General features: G+C 65.7%; 18 protein-coding genes. 9 read left to right on the top strand and 9 right to left on the bottom strand.

The features are described 5' to 3' along the window. The first annotated feature begins 129 nt into the window (after window positions 1-129). Window positions 130-1,332, top strand: a complete 1,203-nt coding sequence (locus tag R1Z03_RS12415) for an HD-GYP domain-containing protein (protein ID WP_284430626.1) — start codon at window positions 130-132, stop codon at window positions 1,330-1,332. Between the two features lie 150 nt (window positions 1,333-1,482). Beyond that, the gene (locus tag R1Z03_RS12410; protein ID WP_284430625.1) at window positions 1,483-2,088 is read left to right on the top strand and encodes a glutathione peroxidase; all 606 of its coding nucleotides are present in this window, start codon (window positions 1,483-1,485) and stop codon (window positions 2,086-2,088) included. A gap of 336 nt (window positions 2,089-2,424) precedes the next feature. On the opposite strand, the gene R1Z03_RS12405 is transcribed toward R1Z03_RS12410, so the two are convergent. Beyond that, window positions 2,425-3,039 carry a glutathione S-transferase family protein gene (locus R1Z03_RS12405; protein WP_272566531.1) on the bottom strand — a complete coding sequence of 205 codons (615 nt, stop codon included), beginning with the start codon at window positions 3,037-3,039 and terminating at the stop codon, window positions 2,425-2,427. Between the two features lie 104 nt (window positions 3,040-3,143). On the opposite strand from R1Z03_RS12405, the gene purB reads away from it, so the two are divergent. Both purB and R1Z03_RS12395 read left to right on the top strand, forming a co-directional pair. Further along, complete coding sequence (purB, locus tag R1Z03_RS12400; RefSeq protein WP_272566529.1) at window positions 3,144-4,523, top strand: adenylosuccinate lyase; 1,380 nt, start codon at window positions 3,144-3,146, stop codon at window positions 4,521-4,523. Window positions 4,524-4,609: 86 nt separating this feature from the next. Further along, window positions 4,610-5,170, top strand: coding sequence for a YaeQ family protein (locus R1Z03_RS12395; RefSeq protein WP_284400640.1), 561 nt, complete (start codon window positions 4,610-4,612; stop codon window positions 5,168-5,170). A gap of 159 nt (window positions 5,171-5,329) precedes the next feature. Here the strand turns inward: R1Z03_RS12395 and R1Z03_RS12390 are convergent, their stop codons facing one another. Further along, a complete protein-coding gene (locus R1Z03_RS12390) occupies window positions 5,330-5,638 on the bottom strand; it encodes a putative signal transducing protein (protein ID WP_284400636.1) in 309 nt (102 codons plus the stop codon). 100 nt (window positions 5,639-5,738) lie between these two features. After that, window positions 5,739-6,176 carry a DUF3717 domain-containing protein gene (locus R1Z03_RS12385; RefSeq protein WP_317360132.1) on the bottom strand — a complete coding sequence of 146 codons (438 nt, stop codon included), beginning with the start codon at window positions 6,174-6,176 and terminating at the stop codon, window positions 5,739-5,741. Between the two features lie 526 nt (window positions 6,177-6,702). On the opposite strand from R1Z03_RS12385, the gene R1Z03_RS12380 reads away from it, so the two are divergent. From R1Z03_RS12380 to R1Z03_RS12365, 4 genes are all read left to right on the top strand, one after another. After that, a complete protein-coding gene (locus R1Z03_RS12380) occupies window positions 6,703-7,461 on the top strand; it encodes a TerC family protein (protein ID WP_284406519.1) in 759 nt (252 codons plus the stop codon). Window positions 7,462-7,583: 122 nt separating this feature from the next. After that, the gene (locus R1Z03_RS12375) at window positions 7,584-8,060 is read left to right on the top strand and encodes a hypothetical protein (protein ID WP_284430621.1); all 477 of its coding nucleotides are present in this window, start codon (window positions 7,584-7,586) and stop codon (window positions 8,058-8,060) included. A 361-nt stretch (window positions 8,061-8,421) separates the two neighbouring features. Continuing rightward, entirely contained in the window at window positions 8,422-10,092 is a 1,671-nt protein-coding gene (locus tag R1Z03_RS12370) for a hypothetical protein (protein WP_317360128.1), read from the top strand. A gap of 161 nt (window positions 10,093-10,253) precedes the next feature. After that, window positions 10,254-10,610 (top strand): phage holin family protein, encoded by a 357-nt coding sequence (locus tag R1Z03_RS12365; RefSeq protein ID WP_317360361.1) that lies wholly within the window; start codon window positions 10,254-10,256, stop codon window positions 10,608-10,610. Here R1Z03_RS12365 and R1Z03_RS12360 read toward each other — a convergent pair. Further along, window positions 10,578-12,122 (bottom strand): M48 family metalloprotease, encoded by a 1,545-nt coding sequence (locus R1Z03_RS12360; RefSeq protein ID WP_372588276.1) that lies wholly within the window; start codon window positions 12,120-12,122, stop codon window positions 10,578-10,580. The genes R1Z03_RS12365 and R1Z03_RS12360 overlap by 33 nt on opposite strands. Window positions 12,123-12,293: 171 nt before the next feature. On the opposite strand from R1Z03_RS12360, the gene moaC reads away from it, so the two are divergent. Beyond that, window positions 12,294-12,806, top strand: a complete 513-nt coding sequence (moaC, locus tag R1Z03_RS12355) for a cyclic pyranopterin monophosphate synthase MoaC (protein WP_317360126.1) — start codon at window positions 12,294-12,296, stop codon at window positions 12,804-12,806. Here the strand turns inward: moaC and R1Z03_RS12350 are convergent. The 5 genes from R1Z03_RS12350 to R1Z03_RS12330 form a co-directional block, all read right to left on the bottom strand. Next, window positions 12,784-14,451 (bottom strand): Wzy polymerase domain-containing protein, encoded by a 1,668-nt coding sequence (locus R1Z03_RS12350; RefSeq protein ID WP_317360123.1) that lies wholly within the window; start codon window positions 14,449-14,451, stop codon window positions 12,784-12,786. The two genes, moaC and R1Z03_RS12350, sit on opposite strands and share 23 nt — an antisense overlap. Window positions 14,452-14,565: 114 nt before the next feature. Continuing rightward, entirely contained in the window at window positions 14,566-15,057 is a 492-nt protein-coding gene (locus R1Z03_RS12345) for a pilin (RefSeq protein WP_284430617.1), read from the bottom strand. 253 nt (window positions 15,058-15,310) lie between these two features. After that, window positions 15,311-15,973 carry an FHA domain-containing protein gene (locus tag R1Z03_RS12340; protein WP_284400623.1) on the bottom strand — a complete coding sequence of 221 codons (663 nt, stop codon included), beginning with the start codon at window positions 15,971-15,973 and terminating at the stop codon, window positions 15,311-15,313. Window positions 15,974-16,026: 53 nt separating this feature from the next. Then, window positions 16,027-16,833 carry a Stp1/IreP family PP2C-type Ser/Thr phosphatase gene (locus R1Z03_RS12335; protein ID WP_284430615.1) on the bottom strand — a complete coding sequence of 269 codons (807 nt, stop codon included), beginning with the start codon at window positions 16,831-16,833 and terminating at the stop codon, window positions 16,027-16,029. Window positions 16,834-17,025: 192 nt separating this feature from the next. Continuing rightward, window positions 17,026-17,718: a TerC family protein gene (locus R1Z03_RS12330; protein ID WP_284400617.1), complete on the bottom strand. Its 693-nt coding sequence runs from the start codon at window positions 17,716-17,718 to the stop codon at window positions 17,026-17,028. Window positions 17,719-17,808: the final 90 nt, after the last annotated feature.

Below are 17,808 nucleotides of genomic sequence, written 5' to 3'. Positions count from 1 at the left end.
CCGCACAGCCCCTTCCGCTGCCCACGCCACCGCCCGGGTGGCCACCAGGAACCGGCGAACAACGATGGGTTCCCGCCATTGCGCCGGCTTTCAAGGCGCACCCGTGCGCCCATAATGCGGCGACTCACCATGAACCTCGTTGCGCTGAACATCGAATCGATCCAGCTCGGCTCCCCGCTTCCCTTCATCCTGCGCGGGGCCGATGGCGTGCTGCTGGCGCAAAAAGGCTACGTGATCCGCACGCGCAACGAGCTGGACGTCCTCCTGTCGCGCGGCCTGCAGCTGTGCGTGGACACCGACGAATCGGGCGACAGCCACCGCGCCTATCTGGCGCAGCTGCAGCAAATGCTGATGTCCGACACCTCGCTCGGGCAGATCGCCTCCATGAAGATCAGCGCTGGCGCCCAGGCCTCGCGCGACCGCGTCGAAGGCGGCCCGCCCGATTGGCCAGGGCTGCAGCTGCGGGCCACGCAGCTGCTGCGCGCGCCGCAGGCGCATGACTTTCCCGACCGTTTCGATGCGCTGCACCGCGAACTCGCCCTGCACTGCCGCCAGAGCCCCGACGCGGTCCTGCTGGCCCTCATCTACCTGTCCGGCCACGAAACCCGGCAGTACAGCGGCACCCACGCCATGCTCGTGGCCTGCGTGTGCATGCTGGTCGCCGTCGAGCAGCTGCGCTGGCCGGTGGAGCGCGTGATGCAGACCGGGCGCGCGGCGCTGTCCATGAACATCGCCATGACCGCGCTGCAGGACCAGTTGGCCGTGCAGGCCCAGCCGCTCACCTCGGAGCAGATCGCCGCGGTGGAAAGCCATGCCACCCGATCCGAAACCCTGCTGCGCCATCTGGGCGTGCACGACCCGGTATGGCTGGAAGCCGTGCGCTGCCACCACCACCGCTCGCCGGGCCCGCTGGCCGACAAAAGCGAAGGCCAGCAGATCGCCCGGCTGATCCAGCGGGCGGACGTGTTCGGCGCCCGCCTGGCCCCGCGCGCCTCGCGCGCGCCGATGCCCGTCACCGCGGCGATGCAGGCGAGCTACTACGACGAATCGCACCAGGTGGATGAAGCCGGTTCGGCCCTGGTGAAAACCCTGGGCGTGTACCCTCCGGGCGCGTTCGTGCGGCTGGTGAGCCAGGAGATCGCCGTCACCCTGCGCCGCGGCGGCAGCGCCACCACGCCGCGCGTGGCCGTGGTGCTCAACCGCAACGGCATGCCCACCGGAGAGCTCATTCCGCGCGACACCGCCCAGCCCGCCTGGAAGGTGACCGGCGCCATCGCCCAGCGCGATGTGCGCGTGCAACTGCAATTGAACCGCTTGCTCAGCCTGGTCTGAGAACGTTTCCCAGGGCCGCTCCTGTCAGCGGCGGCCTCCTGGCGCGCGCGGGGGCGGGACTTTTCCGCCGATTTGCGCCAAACTCGTTCGTGGGCCGCCCCCCATTGCGTGATCCACTGCCTGTGGCGCCCCATCGACAAGGAGACCTTCATGCTGCGCCGAGTCCTTTGCCTTGCCCTGGCGGCTGCGCCGCTCGCCCTGTCCGGCCTTCCCGCGCGGGCCGCGGGCCCGGCGGCCGCGACGGAAGACGGCACCTGCCCGCCCCTGCTGCGCCACACCCCCCTGCGCCTGCAGGACGAACTGCCCCAGCCACTGTGCCAGTACCGCAACAAGGTGCTGCTGGTCGTCAACACGGCCAGCTACTGCGGCTTCACGGGGCAGTACCAGGGGCTGGAGGCCCTGCACGCGCGCTACAAGGACCGGGGGCTGGTGGTGCTGGGGTTCCCCTCCAACGATTTCTCCCAGGAGGGCGGCAGCAATGCGCAGATCGCCGACTTCTGCGAGAACACCTTCGGCGTCAAGTTTCCGATGTTCGCCAAGAGCCGGGTCGTCGGGGCCGACGCCTCGCCGCTGTACCGGGAATTGAAAGCCCAGGCCGGCGAGGCGCCCCGCTGGAACTTCCACAAGTACCTGGTGGGCCGGGACGGCAAGGTGGTCGGCAGTTTCGCCAGCGTGGTGGAGCCGGGCGACCCCCGGCTGGTGCGCGCGATCGAGCAGCAACTGGACGCGGGGCGCCCGAAAACGTCACCGTTCTGAAGCAGTTCCGTGATATGGAAATAGTTACATTTTCTGATGGTTTTAACCACCTTCCCTCTGGAACTTCCCGGGATCGTCACTACTCTAGTAACCAGTGCAGGCGGCGACGCTTGCCCCCCGATCAACCCCTTACTGTTGCGAAGCCTTTTGAACCCTGGTGGTTCAACTGAAACCCTGAAGCGCTTCTCCTCCCTCCCTCTCTAAATTCGTTTCGGGACGCTTCGCAACTTTTTTATTCCGCCAAAAACAAAGCGCGCAACCTTCGCAGGTTGCGCGCTTTTGGCTTTGTGGGCGCTGCTTTTTGGTCAGTCAGCGCCTCAGGGCCGGGGCGATCGATCAGGCAGGCCGTGTGTCGGCGAAGCTCACGCGCTGCTCCAGCTTGTCCAGCAGCCGGGCGAGGTTGGCATGCTCGGCACGCCATTCGATTTCGGGAAAGCGAAAGCCGATCCAGCCCAGCGCGCAGCCCACGGCGATGTCGGACAGGCTCATGTGGATGCCGCTGCAGTAGGGCTTCTCGCCCAGGCCCTGGGCCATGGCCTTGATGCCCGCCTCGACCTTGCCGAGTTGCCGGTCGATCCACGCCTGGCTGCGTTCGCCCTCCTGGCGGCCGGCCCAGCGCGACTCGAGCCGGGCGAGCACGCCCGCGTCCATCACGCCGTCGGCCAGGGCCTCCCAGGTCTTGACCTCGGCGCGCTCCCGGCCTTGCGTGGGAATCAGCCGGCCCACGGGCGAGAGGGTGTCCAGGTATTCGACGATGACGCGTGAATCGAACACGGCCTCTCCGCCTTCCATCACCAGGCACGGCACCTTGCCCAGCGGGTTGGAGGTGGCGATGGTCGTGTCCTCGGCCCAGACGTCCTCCTCGATGAAGCGATAGTCCAGCTTCTTCTCGGCCATCACGATACGCACCTTGCGCACATAGGGGCTGGCTGAGGATCCGATCAATTTCATGGTGTTCTTCCGGGCACGGCAGGGGACGGGGACAAGGCCGCTTGATTTTATGGGCAGTCTTGCCTTGGATAGCTTACAGGCAGCGCCACCTACAATCCCCGCCCATGAGCCTGTCCACCATCACCGCCCTCTCGCCCCTCGACGGCCGCTACGCCGCCAAACTCTCCGCCCTGCGCCCGATCATGAGCGAGCACGGCTACATGCACCGCCGGGTGCAGGTGGAAGTGGCCTGGTTCATCGCGCTGTCGGATGCGGGCTTCGCCGAGTTCAAGCCCCTGACCACCGGCGCGCGCGCCTACCTGCTGGGGCTGGTGAAGAATTTTTCCGAAACCGATTCGGCCGCCATCAAGGACATCGAGAAGACCACCAACCACGACGTGAAGGCCGTGGAATATTGGCTCAAGGGCAAGTTCGAGGCCCGCCCCGAGCTGGAGAAGGCGGCCGAGTTCGTGCATTTCGCCTGCACCAGCGAGGACATCAACAACACCAGCCACGCCCTGCAGCTGCGATCCGGCCGCGACCAGGTCGTGCTGCCGGGCCTGGACCGCATCGTGCTCAAGCTGCGCGAGATGGCCCACATGTACGCCGCCGTGCCCATGCTGAGCCGCACGCACGGCCAGACCGCCAGTCCCACCACGGTGGGCAAGGAACTGGCCAACGTGGTCGTGCGGCTGCAGACCGCCTGCGAGCGCGTGGCCTCGGTCAAGATGCTGGGCAAGATGAACGGCGCCGTGGGCAACTACAACGCCCACCTGTCCGCCTGGCCCGACTTCGACTGGGAAGCCTTCAGCAAGCGCGTGGTGGAAACGCCCGAGCCCCTGGGCCTGGGCCTGACCTTCCAGCCCTACAGCATCCAGATCGAGCCGCACGACTACATGGCCGAACTGTTCGACGCCGTGGCGCGCGCCAACACCATCCTCATCGACCTGTCGCGCGACATCTGGGGCTATGTGAGCCTGGGCTACTTCAAGCAAAAGCTCAAGGCCGGCGAGATCGGCTCCTCGACCATGCCGCACAAGGTCAACCCGATCGACTTCGAGAACGCCGAAGGCAACCTGGGCCTGGCCAACGCGCTGCTCAAGCACCTGTCCGAGAAGCTGCCCGTGAGCCGCTGGCAGCGCGACCTGACCGACAGCACCGTGCTGCGCAACATCGGCGTGGCACTGGGCTACGCGGCCCTGGCGTACACCTCGCTCATGACCGGCCTGAACAAGCTGGAACTGAACGAAGAGGCGCTGTCGGACGACCTGAACGCCTCCTGGGAAGTGCTGGCCGAGCCGATCCAGACGGTGATGCGCCGCTTCGGCGTGCCGGGGGCCTACGAAAAGCTCAAGGAAGTCACCCGCGGCAAGACCGTGACGGCCGAGGCCCTGCACGGGCTGATCCGCAGCCTGGAGATTCCCGAGGCCGAAAAAGAGCGCCTGCTCGCCATGACGCCCGGCAGCTACATCGGCAAGGCCGCCGAGCTGGCGCGCCGCGTCTGACCGCCCACCGCCGGGGTTGAAGCCCTTTTGCCGGTCCGTGCCCCACCATCGGGCGCGGACTGCTATATTTTTGTGAGCACCAGCCCATGGCCATCAAGTCCACCATCTTCAAGGCGAACCTGCAGATCGCCGACATCGACAACAGCTACTACGCCGACCATTCGCTCACGCTGGCCCGCCACCCGAGCGAAACCGACGAACGCATGATGGTGCGGCTGGCGGCGCTGGCCCTCCACGCCCACCAGCTGCAGGCCGTGTGCCAGGGCGACGGCACCCTGGCCTTCGGCGCGGGACTGTCCGACCCGGACGACCCGGACGTCTCCCTGACCGACTTCACCGGCCGCAAGCGCCTGTGGATCGAGGTCGGCCAGCCCGAGGACAAGCCGCTCACCAAGGCCTGCAGCAAGTCGGACGCCGTGATCGTGTATTGCTTCCACCATGCCGCCGAGGTGTGGTGGAAAGGCATCCAGACCAAGCTGTCGCGCCTGGACAAGCTGCAGGTGTGGCGCCTGCCCGCCGAGGCCTCGCAGGCCCTGGCCGCGCTCGCGGAGCGCAGCATGCAGCTGCAGGCCACGGTGCAGGAGGGCGCGCTCACCCTGAGCAGCAACCTGGGCAGCGTGCACGTGGAGCCCCAGCGCTGGAAGTGACGCGGCCACGGGGGGTGCCAGGTCGGTGGGGTTTGAAGCCTGATGGGCCTCCAGCGCATGATCGACTAGGGCTTATTGCTATCAATAAGTGAGCATCACAGCGTGCGGCCGGCCACACGCCGCGCCGGCCCGCCCGATGGCATGCGGCGCTATCTGAGCTCAAGCCGGCTGCGGCATCAGCGCGCCGCACTGCCAGCACTGCTCGAACCCGCCCTCCACCATTTCGCCGCACCCGCACAGCCAGCGGCGCTGGGGCAGGTTCTGCAACGCCTGCAGCAGTTGCCGCGCGCGGGCGGCGTGCTCATCGTGCTCCAGCCAGATCTCGGGCAGGCACTGGTCGGGCGGCAGGTGCCCGGCGGCGGCCCCCAGGTATTGCCGCTGCACCGACGCCGGCATGCCGCCCTCGCGCAGCAGGTCGGCCCACAGGGTGGCGATCGCGATGTTGGGGGCCTGGGTCAGACGGAGCATGAACCCACCATAGCCGCTGTCCCGCAGCCCGTAAAGGGCGGGAAAGCCATGGCGCCGCCCATCCCCCCGCACCGGGGGCCGCAACGCCCCCCGACGCCGTTCAGGCAGGCGCCTTGGCCTCGGCCGGGGCGCTGCCTTCCGCCGCGCGTTCGGCGTAGCGGTTGAAACGCCATGCCGAGCTCTCCAGCGTGATGCGGCGCCACACGGTGCGCTTTTCGACCGGCGTCATCGCCAGCCAGTGCTGCACCTCGGCGAAGCTGCGGCCGCAGCCCTTGCATTGCTCGTCGCCCTGGCTGGTGGAGCAGATGGCGATGCACGGGGTGTCGGGCGTGGTCTCGTACCAGGCGCGCCAGGCTGCCATGGCCGCCGGGGGAAAGCCCGCCTCGTCGGCTTCGTCCTCGTGCCAGTACACCATCAGCGCGTAGACCTCGGCCAGCGCCACCAGCTCGGGCGCCAGCGTCACGCCGTCGGGCGACGGCGACCGGGCGCGCCAATGGTTGATGGCGGCTTCGATGTCGGTGATGTGCAGGACGGCCATGGGTGTGCGAAAGGGGGCCGCGATCATACCGCTGCCCGGGTGCGCTCCCGCGGCGCCCGACGGCCTCCGAGCTGCCCCGCAGAACACTCGCGAATTGATAGCAGCAAAGGCAATGAAAACGCCGGCGTGGGGCCTGTTTGGCTCAAAACCGTCCCGGCGCGCGGGACACGTTCGCTTGCACGGCCGCTCGCCCCTGTGTTCCAATGCCGGCTTCGAAGGGGAGTAGCTCCCAACCCAGCAGACATCCGGCAGGCACACCGCCCGGGGCGGCTGGGCTTGTCGGTCCTGTCGTCAGTACGAAGCGCAAGCTTCCGGCAGGCCGGGTCCATCCATGCACGGCATGGCGGACCGAGCGAGACCTTTGATGGGCCCTGCGCGGGCTGATCAAGGCCGTCCCTATCGAACAACGCTCCGCGCAACGCGGGCGTGCCTCAGGTCACCTCCGCAGTCAGCCCCCGTTCCCGGAGGGGCCCGGCGCTACAGGGGTAGCGGGCTCCTCCTCCCGGCCATTGCTTTTGAGGAATTTATGGACTTCTTGACTTCACCCGAGTTCTGGGTCGCGTTGGGGCAGATCATCATCATCGACATCCTGCTGGGTGGCGACAATGCGGTCGTCATCGCGCTGGCTTGCCGCAAGCTGCCACCCGCCCAGCGAACCAAGGGCATCATCTGGGGCACCGCGGGCGCCATCATCCTGCGCGTCATCCTGATCGCGTTCGCCATGACGCTGCTGGCGCTGCCGTTCCTCAAGTTCGTGGGCGCGCTGCTGCTGGTGTGGATCGGTATCAAGCTGCTGGCACCCGACGAAGACGGCCACGGCGACGTGGCAGGCAGCGACAAGCTGTTCGCGGCCATCAAGACCATCATCGTGGCCGACCTGGTGATGAGCGTGGACAACGTGATCGCCATCGCCGGCGCCGCCCAGAATGCCGGCGAGCACTCGATGCTGCTCGTGGTCCTGGGCCTGCTGATCTCGATCCCGATCATCGTCTGGGGCAGCCAGCTGGTCATCAAGCTCATGGAGCGCTTCCCCATCATCATCACCATCGGCGGCATGCTGCTGGGCTGGATCGCCGGCGGCATGCTGGTCACCGACCCGATCTTCGTCAACACCGAGCGCTGGAGCTGGGCACCGAAGCTGGGCACGCTCGACGCGCAAGGCCTGGCCGTGATCTCCGACACCCTGTACTGGGCCGCGCACATCGCCGGCGCCCTGCTGGTGCTGGTGGTCGGCAAGGCCATCGCCTCGCGCCGCGCCGCAGCGGCTCCGGCCGCCCACGGCTGAGCGGGCAGGCCTTGACGACGAACGTTGGGCGAAACGGCACGGGCGCCGCCAGGCGTCCGGCCATTTCGCCCGGCCCTCTCCCCATTGCTAACGGCACCCCTGCCAGGTCACAAGGAAGCCTCATGAACAAAGTCATCGTTTACGTGGACGACGCCGAGCAGGCCCGGCAGGTCCTGGCGCCCCTGTCTCACCGCGCCTCGGCCGAGAAAACGGAATGGGTGCTGGTGGCCTGCGCGCCGCGCATGACCCACCGCATCAGCAAGTGGGTCAGCCACAGCGCCCGCGAGAACTGGCGCACCAAGTGGGCCGACAAGCTGTTCGGCCAGATCGTTCCCTGGCTGCAGGCTGAGGGGGTGCAGGCCAGCACCGTGCTGGCCAAGGGCCCGCTGGCCGATCTGCTCACCCAGCTGCAGGCCGAACACGGCGCCGTGCCCGTGATCGACGCACGCCGCCCCAAGCAGGACGAAGTGGCCGCGCCGGCGCCCGTCCAGGCGGTGGCCGCCCCCGTCAACATCACGCGCAAGCCATCGCCGCGCCGCTGGTCCCTGCCGGGCACGCTGGCCGGCCTGGGCGCGATGTTCATGTTCGTGGCGGAGTGATCCTCCCCCACGGCCTTGCTGCCCAGCAGTGACGCGCAAGGGCCTGTCCTGCACACATGACGTAGTTGTGCTGGCTGACGACCTGTTGCGTCCGGTGCGTCGCGGAGGTTCCGGGTACCCGCGACAACCGGGGATCTTGCTGCAGCGAGGCACTTCGTGAAAGGAGACTGGACTTCGCGATCCCTGGGTTATTTTTGGCGCGGCTACGCGATGGTGGAGGTTTTTTCACTCACCTCCAGCCTCAAGATTACCCATGCAGATTGCTCCCTTGGTCTCCACCTCCGTCGCCTCTACCTCTTCCGTGCCCGAGCAGCCGGCGAGTCAGCCTTCATCGCGTCCCGGCTCGCCCCGTCCGTCCACCATGGAGTCCGGACCTCCGATTCGGCCCAAAGGTCAGTCGCTGACCTCCACGAGCAGCCTGGGCCCTCGCATTGAAGCGGATCGGCTTGCCGATCTGCAATCCGACAGCCGTCCCGGCCCGTCTTATCAGGGCACTGTTCGCGTGGAGGGGAATCAACTCACGTCCAAAAACCCGGTGACCCAGAAGCTGCTGGAGTCCCTGGCGATCGATCCTGCCGAAGTGCCCGGCCTGAAATTCATGGCCCTGGCTGGCAAGGAGCCGACGCTATCGCTTCGCCTGGGCGCCAACGGTGGAAACACATTGGACAGCCTCAAGGCGGCGCTTGGCGAAGACCTCAGCGCCCCGATGGAGCACGCCACCATCCCGCTGCTACTCGGCGTGATTGCTCGCGGTGAGCAGGCGATCGGCGATGACCTTCGCGGCCGGATCATCCCGCTGCTGCGGGAGGCACGTCCGAGGATGGAATCGTCTTTGCCCGCACTGAAATCCTTGATCGAGGACCGGCTTGCCGCACGGCCGGACCTGTCGCTGAAGATGGCTGCCACAGGACTGCTGCAGCTTGCTACGGCCAAGAGCATCGACCTCAAGCTGCTTGGCTCGAGCCTGGCCGTCAGCTCGGGGCTGGGCTCGCTGTGGGAGCTCGTGGCGGCACCAAAGGCCAAGCTCGCGCTGCTGGGTTCTGGCTTCGCATCCGTGGCGTGGGGCCTGCCGGCGTCCGTGATCGACGCGGCGCCCATGGTCGCGATCGAGGCGGCGGACACGATGACGGTCAAGAAGCGCATGGCCAATGACCGTGGCGATCCCTTCCCATTCATGCAAAAGCTCGGCGAGGCGCTCACTGCCGGGGTCGTGTCGGCCATCGGCGCGTTGCCGAACAACTTGCTCGAGTACAACGCCGCTCGTCTACCGAGAGCTGTCGCTGCGCTGATCGGCGTGGGGACGACCGAGGTCGCCATCCTCTCGGCGGCGGCGGGCGTGCCTGGAGAGATTGCTGAGATCCGTGAGTCGGTCAAGGAGGCCGTCGAGCACGCGGTCCACAGCGGCGTGATGAAGCTGCCCGAGGGCGTCGCACAAGACGAAGCCATCCATCTGGCCACCGAACTGGCACTCAAGATGGAGCCCAGTACGGTGATCGGCAAGAAGTCGATGGGCGTCGCACTCGCGGTGGGGCTCGTGCCCTTCCTCCTCGGTGGCATGGTCACCGGTGCGCTTCCAGAAGCGGCGCTGCGCATCCTGCGCAGCACCGCTTTTGCACCGATCGAGATGATTGGCATGAATGTCATTGCCGCCATCTCTCAGACCGGCGTCCCGGGTATCGTGTCCAGCGATCACCAGCGCTTCGCGAATGTGATCGGGGACTTGCTCCAACACTCTGCTGCAAACATCGGTGACCTCGAGAGCGGAGCGGGTGAGACGAGCGGCCTGCAACCGACCATCGACGAGGAGGCCATCGTCGCGAGGCTCGCGCCTCACAACGAATTGCTGCGTCACGTCGGAGGCGCGGCCCTCACCGCCATGGCGGGGGTGCTCGACAGCGTGGGCTTCGTCGGACAGGTCGCTGCCTCAAGCGCCTCGTCTGCCATGAGTTCGCTGACGCGTCCATTCCGGGCGGTCGCCCAGGAAAGCCAGGCCAGGGAACCGTTGCTAACGTCATCCGCAACGCATGGCTGAAGCGGGGGTCAGGCTGCCGGACAGCAAGCCTCGCCCGAAGAACCCACGAAGCCATCGCTTCGCTGGCGCCTGAACGCAGCGGTTGAGCGCATTCGCGGGCCGGGGACAGGCCAGCGAATCCGCCGAGCCGTGGCATGCGGGTGCTATGCTCCCGCGCCATGATGAAACTCATCCTCAAGTGGTTGCTCAGCGCTGCGGCGCTGCTGTTCGTGGCCTACGTGTACAGCGGCGTGGAGGTGAAAAGCTTCACCAGCGCGCTCATTGCCGCCTTCGTCATCGGCCTGTTCAATGTCGTGCTGCGGCCCGTGCTGGTGGTGCTGACGCTGCCGGTCACCGTCCTCACCATCGGGCTGTTTCTCTTCGTCATCAACGCGCTCATGTTCTGGGCCGCCGCCACGGTGCTGGGCGACGGCTTCCAGGTACGGGGCTTCGCGGCGGCGCTGGTCGGCTCGCTGATCTATTCGGTGCTGGGCGTGCTCATCGAATCAGCGCTCGGCGGCCTGTTCCTTAAGAAGTGAATCGACGGCCCGCAGACGCGTCTCGATGATCGACGCGTCGATGTAGTCGGCCGCGTCGCCGCCCCGGCTGCCGCTCTTGCGCGCCAGGTCCTGGCCCGCCTTGAACCGGTCCACCGCCGCCTGGTAGTCGTAGCGTGCCGCATGCGCCTCGGCCTCGGCCCGCACCGCGCGCAGCGGGTGGTTCTGCTGCTGCCACACCGCCGCCAGCAGATGCCATGCGGTGGCATCGTGCGGATGCGTCGCCACCCGCGTCTGCAGCGGGCCGGTCATTTCCTGGGCATTGCCCGTGCGCAGCAGGGCCTGCGTGCGCAGCAGCATCTCCGGCCGCCCCGTCGGCGCAGCGGACTGGACTGCAGGGCTCGCTGAAGAAGCCAGGGTCGCCTGCGCTGGCAACTGCAGCAATGCGGCCTGGAAGTCTCCGGCCGCGAATTCGATTTCCGCACTGAGCAATTTCGCCTGCCGCAGCGCCGGCGCATCGCCGCGCACCGCCTCCATCAAGCCCCGCAGTGCGGTGCGCGCCGCCGGCACGTCCTGCAGCTGGCTGGCGCTCAGCGCCGCCGCGTACCAGGCCGCCACCCGGCGGGGCAACGGCTGGGCGGCGAAACCGGTGCCCAGCGGCTCGGTCGTCCACTGCCGCCAGACATCCACGCCCGGACGGGACAGCACGCGGGCGCGCGCGGCCATCATCGCGTGTTCCAGCGTGGGCGTGGCCGGTGCGGCGGCGGCGCCCCCTGGAGGCAACCGCGAATGCATGTCGGCAATGCGCTGCGTGGTCAGCGGGTGGCTGCGCAAATAGGGCCAACTGCCGTTGTCGTTGATGCGGTTGGCCTGCTGCAGCTTGTCGAACATGGCCACGAACCCCTGCGGCGCAAAGCCGGCCGGCGCCATCAGCCCATAGCCGATGCGGTCGGCCTCGCGCTCCATGTCGCGCGAGAAGTTCAGCTGGTTCTGCACCGCCACCGCCTGCCCGCCGATCATCAGCGCCTGGGCTGCATTGGGGCTCTTGCTGGCGGCCAGCGCGCCCAGCACCAGAGCCCCGAGCATCAGCGGCGTCTGCCGGTTCTGCTGCGTGATCAGGCGCGAGATGTGGCGCTGCGTGACGTGGCTCAGCTCGTGCGCCAGCACCGACGCCAGCTCGTCGCGCGTGGACACCACGCCGATCAATCCCAGGTGCACGCCGAAATAGCCGCCCGGCAGCGCGAAGGCATTCACCGTGCGGTCCCGGCCCAGCAGGATCTCCCAGGCAAAGCGCTCGTCCAGTTCGGGGGACAGCTCCCCGCGCTCGCGCGCCGCCTTCACCAGGGGTTGGAAGATGCTGTCCACGTACTCGTTGAGCACGGCGTCGTCGATGTAATCCGGATCGCGGTACAGCTCGCGGATGATGCGGTCGCCGAGCTGGCGCTCCTGGGCGGTGGTGAGGTCGGAGCTGTCGCCCAGCGTGGGCAGGCCCGCTTGCGCATGCACGGCGGTCGTGCCGCACACACCGCTCACGATGAAAAGGGAAGCGGCCACCGCCTGACGCACAAGCACCAGAGGCCGTTTTCGATCAAATGGCACGCAAAGTCTCCTGCACTGATTCAGCCACGCCACCCCGGCCCTGGCCGCTACACATGACCGTATGATGCCCTGGCCCCCGAATGTTCCCTGCCGGCGAATGACCCGCGTGCAATCCCCAGTACTTGTATGAGCGATACCCCCACTCCCTCCAGCCTGACCCACTTCGACGCCCTGGGCCAGGCCCACATGGTCGATGTGGGCGCCAAGCCGGCCACGCACCGCGTTGCCGTCGCCACCGGCCGCATCGAGATGCAGGCGGAAACGCTGGCCATCATCCAGTCCGGCACCGCTGCGAAGGGTGACGTGCTGGGCATCGCCCGCATCGCGGGTATTCAGGCGGCGAAAAAGACCAGCGATCTGATTCCGCTGTGCCATCCCTTGGCGCTGACGCGCATCGCCGTGACGTTTGCGACCGCATCCGAGGGGGTCGGCATCGAATGCACGGCGACCGTGGAAACCGTGGGGCCGACGGGCGTGGAGATGGAGGCGTTGATGGCCACCCAGGTCGCGTTGCTCACGGTGTACGACATGTGCAAGGCAGTGGACAAGCACATGGAGATCAGCGGCGTGAGGGTGGCGAAAAAACTCGGCGGCAAATCCGACTGGAAAACACCCCCTACTTCGGCCACGCCACCTTAGCCATCTCCGGATAGACCGCGGCCTGTTCATCCCATTGGCGGCGCAACTCGGCGACCAGATTCTGGCTGGGCTGGTTCAAGCGCGTCATCACCACGACCCAATATTCCGCCTCCTGGGTTTTGCCGGCCGCACCGTACATTGCGGCAAGCTTGTAGAGGGTGATGGTGCTGGGCAATAGTTTCGTGGTCCGTGAAGCGCGGACCAGATCCTGCTCGGAGTGCGCCTTGCCGGGGCTGACCCGGATAAGCCACATCAAGTCCTGCAACTGCGTGAGGGAAACCACTTCCGGGGCCAGGCGATCCGAGGGCGCGGCCAATTGCTGGCGCTCGAAGCGGAGAGAGAAGAAATCGTCTTCGATTCGCAGGTAGTCATGGATCGTGATGGCCAATCCCACGCCAGCCACTCCCATCATGATGGCGATCGGCCAACGCCCCGTCTGCCCGACGGGCTTGAACCGCAGTGCCTCGTTCAACGCGCCCAGCATGAGGCCGCATGGCAGCAAGAAGTAGGCGTAGTAGAGGGGATATTCCAGCATGGCGTGCACACCCAGCGCGGCCACGAACAGGAACATCCAGAGGTGCTCTGGCTGGGCCATGCGACGGATCGCAAGAACGGTCCACAAGACCAGCACTGTGCACAAAGCCAGACCCAGCGGAATCCCTGTGAAAACCAGCAGATCCATCAGCAGGTTGTGGGCATGCCGGTGCGTCCCCGCCGTGACCATGTCGTAGGGGTTCGGAGCGAACTGCGCAAAACTGGTTTGCATCCAGCCAAAACCAAACCAGGGGCGGCTCCATACGGCTTCCCACAGGTGCATCCAGACGTCCAGGCGCAGTTCCAGGTTCGAGATGCTCCGCACGGGTCGCAGCTGGGACGCCCGTCCCAGCCACACATCGACATGGGGCAACGCAACGAGGAAAACCGCGAACATGCCGGTCCAGGTGAACGCGCCCACCATGACGCCCCGCGTGATGGCCAGGCGTTTGCGGAACAGGGCCAGCATCGCCAAGGACAACAACACGACCAGCCAGGTCGTGCGCGACTCCGCCAGCGCCAGTCCGACCGCCAGCAAAACGGCCAGGAACCAGGCCACAAGGCCAGGCAATCGGCTGCGCTGATGCAGCCACGCGCACGCCAGCACGCCGAGGCAGAGCAAACTGGCCAATTGGTTCGGTTGCCCCAGGTTGGCATGAAAGCGCTCGGGAGGGGCAGGAAGGAAGAGCCAGAACGCGCTGCCGGGGTCGATTTGCAGCCATTGCTGGAACTGGATCAGCAGCGATCCCAACGCCCCCACCAGCGCCGCCATGAACAGAAAATCGGCACCGTGCGAAGGCCGCCACCGCTCCAGCGCAGCCCCCACCAGCATGGTCAGGGCCAACCCTATCAAATACAGGGAACTGGTCCACGCCACCCCTCTAGCTTCCACCAGACCCGCCGCGTATTGCGCCCATACGATCACGCAGCACGCCAAAACCGCTAGAGGAAGGACGTGCCAAGCCACCGGCTGCGTTTTGTTGATCCGCCAGAGCACCATAGCGCCGAGGCCCCACATCGCACAGGCCGCCCAAGCATCGGCGTAGAAGTCAACCCAAGGCTCGTGGTGGTTGGGCAATAGCCAGCACAAGGCGTAGATCAACGCACCCAATGCAGGAAGCGATATAGAACGGGAGGACGAGGTCGGAGCCATAAAATCTTCAAGACCATGAAAAAAGGGGGCTGAAGCCCCCTTTTTCTAGTAAAAACGCCAAGCGTTCGTTGATTACTTGCAAGAACCAGGGGCGTACTTCAAAGCCACGCCCGTGCTCTTGCAGATCCACTCATAAACTTGCAAGCCTTGACCGCCAGTGGTGGCCGTGCCCAGTGCAAAGTTGTTACCGCCGCTGTCCTTCTTAGGCGTGAGCGTGATGGTGTCGGTGCTTGCCATCGTCACACCCAGGTTGGATGCATGCGGCACGACAGTGATGATGCCAGTGGTTGCATCGGTAGTGATCGAAGCCACCATCTTGGTGGGGCCAGTGGCATCACAACCGAAGGCATTCGTGCCCGACAGCGTCGCGTCGGTGCGCATGCTCTGGATGGTTTCGCTGATGGTCGTGCGGCACTGGGAAGCGGCCAGAACCACTTCGGCCATGCGCGCCTTGATGGTGTAGTCCTTGTAAGCTGGCAGGGCCACAGCAGCCAGAATACCGATAATCGCCACCACGATCATCAATTCAATCAGGGTGAAACCCTTTTGCAGATTGCGCTTCATACATCTCTCCTAGGAGGTCGATTGCAAATAAAAACCTGCAGAAGAATTCTCCAGGTCCGCCATCAACTCAGCAGGTTCCATGCCAACGCGGCCTATCCGTCAAAACAGAGAAACCCCAGGGGAACAGGCCAGGGAACCCCATCTGAATCGCTCCATCCCTGGCACTTGTGACAAATTTGTCCACCACCCCTGTCACAAGCAGATGCGTGAGTTACGAATCCCGCTGCATCTCTAGCCGACTGATACCAACCCATCAGCCCTGGACAAACTCCATCTCCGTCCCTGCCAGCGCCAAGCGGTCCCCGCTCTTCAACAGCACCGGTTCATCCGCCATCACGGCGCCATTCAACTGAGGCCGCTGCGCGCCTTCCACGTGCGACAGCACAAATCCATGGTGCCGCTTGGTGATCGACGCAACCGCCACACCCGGCTTGCCGATGGTGGTTACCACCTTGACCAGCGCCACCTCGCGCCCTGCAGCCGCCCCTGAGCAGACCCGGATGGACGCGCTCAAGACCGGAGCGGGCGTCGACCCGGCGGCGGACAGCGGGGCGGAACGGGAGGTCAAAGGCCGTGGCGGCACCATGCCGGGCTTGAACACCATGGTCTTTTCGAAGTTTTCGCCCTCGTTTTCCTGCAGGAAGCGGATCTTGTACTTGCCCACTTCCACCGTGTCCCCGTTGCGCAGCGGCTGGCGCTTGACGGGTTGCCCATTCACGTAGGTGCCGTTGGTGCTGCCGAGGTCCTCGATCTCCACCTCGTCGGGCGAGACATGGAGCACGGCGTGTTCGCCACTGACGGCCAGGTTGTCGATGACGATGTCGTTATAGGGGCGGCGGCCGAGGGTCGTACGCTCCTTCGTCAATTGGACTTCCTTGATGACGACTCCGTCGATCGACACGATCATTTTCGGCATGATCAATTCCTCATTCTTTCATTGCGATGGTCGGCCAGGTGGCTGATTCAACTTCAATCGGCACGCAAAAATCGCGACATCAAGCCGCGCTTCCTCTCAATGGATCCCGCCTGCACCAGCAGCACGCTGATGTTGTCGCGGCCGCCCCGGGCATTGGCGGCTTCGATCAGATGGGCGGCTTTGTCCTCCAGGGGTTCCTGTACCAGGGCCAGCGCTTGAATCTGATCGTCGTCCACCATGTCGGTCAAGCCATCCGAGCACATCACGAACAGATCCTGCGGCTCCACGGGAAACTCATTGATTTCGACCAGTACAGCACTTTCCACGCCAAGGGCCCGGGTGACCAGGTTGCGCTGCCCTGATATCGCCGCTTCTTGCGGCGTGAGGATGCCGGCATCCACCTGTTCCTGCAGCCAGGAGTGGTCGCGCGTGATCTGCCTGAGCACACCGCCGCGCAGGCAATAGCACCGTGAATCGCCGATGTGCCCGAGGATCAGGCGATCGCCCAGAAAAACGCCGACCACCACCGTGGTGCCCATGCCCGAATACTGCGGATGGGAGAGCGACGCATCGAAGATGGCGTGGTTGGCCCGCTCCACGCAGTCTTCCAGCGCTCGGCGCACTTCCGTCGACGCGGCACGGGGGCCGGCTTGCGCCAGCCACTGGGTCATTTCGTCGTGAATGAGGCTGGTGGCCATGCCGCTTGCGATTTCGCCCGCGTTGTACCCGCCCATGCCATCGGCGAGCACCGCCAGCTGCGCGCTGGCGTCCGCGATCACGGCGTCTTCATTGTTCGAGCGCACCCGGCCTTGGTCGGTGCGGGCGCAAAACTGATAGTTCAGCTTGATTCCCAAGGTCATGCTTCACCCGGCGCAGGGAGAAGCAAAGCTGCGCCAGCGGTGTGCGCAGTCCCTGTTGCAGTTTTTTGAAAATCCCCCATGTCGTGCCCTGTTGCGTCGCGTTCCGCATCATAGACGACGGACCCGCCGCCGAGAGGGCCTCGGGGTCGGCCGACCCCAAGTTTTCATCGGGCTACCGGAGGTACAACCGCATCAACCGGCCGCCGCCGAGTTTTGCTGCGCCCGCGCCTGCAGGAATTTTCCGGCGCCCACCACGAACAGGGCGCCCAAAGCGGCCGCCACATAGTGCAAGGAAGGATGGGCCAGGACAACATCGTGCAGCGATGCATCGCTGGCGATGGTCTCGCCCCCCACCCAGCCGATCAGGCCGGCTCCGAACAGAACGATGATGGGAAAGCGCTCCATGAGCTTGATCATGAGCGTGCTGCCAAAAATGACGAGCGGAATGCTGATGGCCAGGCCGAGGATCAACAGGACCATGTTGCCGTGGGCCGCGGCGGCCACGGCGATCACGTTGTCCAGGCTCATCACCAGATCGGCGATCAGGATGGTACGGACGGCCGCCATGAGCCCGCCGCCGGACTGGGAGCCTTCGCCGTCTTCGTCGCTGTCGGTCATCAGCTGCAGGCCGATCCACAGCAGCAGGCAGCCGCCGATGATCTGCAGGAAAGACAGCTCCAGCAGCTTGGCGGCCACCACGGTCAGCACGATGCGCAGCACCACGGCGGCGCCGGAGCCCCAGAAAATGGCTTTCTTCTGCTGATGCGGGGGGAGCGAGCGCGCGGCCAGTGCGATGACCACGGCGTTGTCGCCGGACAGGATGATGTTGATCCAGACGATCTTGACGAGGCCGATCCAGAAGTCGGCCGTGTGCAGGAATTCCATGCGAGGTATCTCCGTGTTATGAATGAAAGAGGCGCCCGAAACCAGGGTTTCGGGCGCCTCTTCTTTTATGGGAGAGCGCAGTTTATCGGG

It is taken from the genome of Acidovorax sp. BLS4, from assembly GCF_032929295.1.
Taxonomy (GTDB): Bacteria; Pseudomonadota; Gammaproteobacteria; order Burkholderiales; family Burkholderiaceae_C; genus Paracidovorax.
This window is presented reverse-complemented; position numbering and strand designations above follow the sequence as displayed.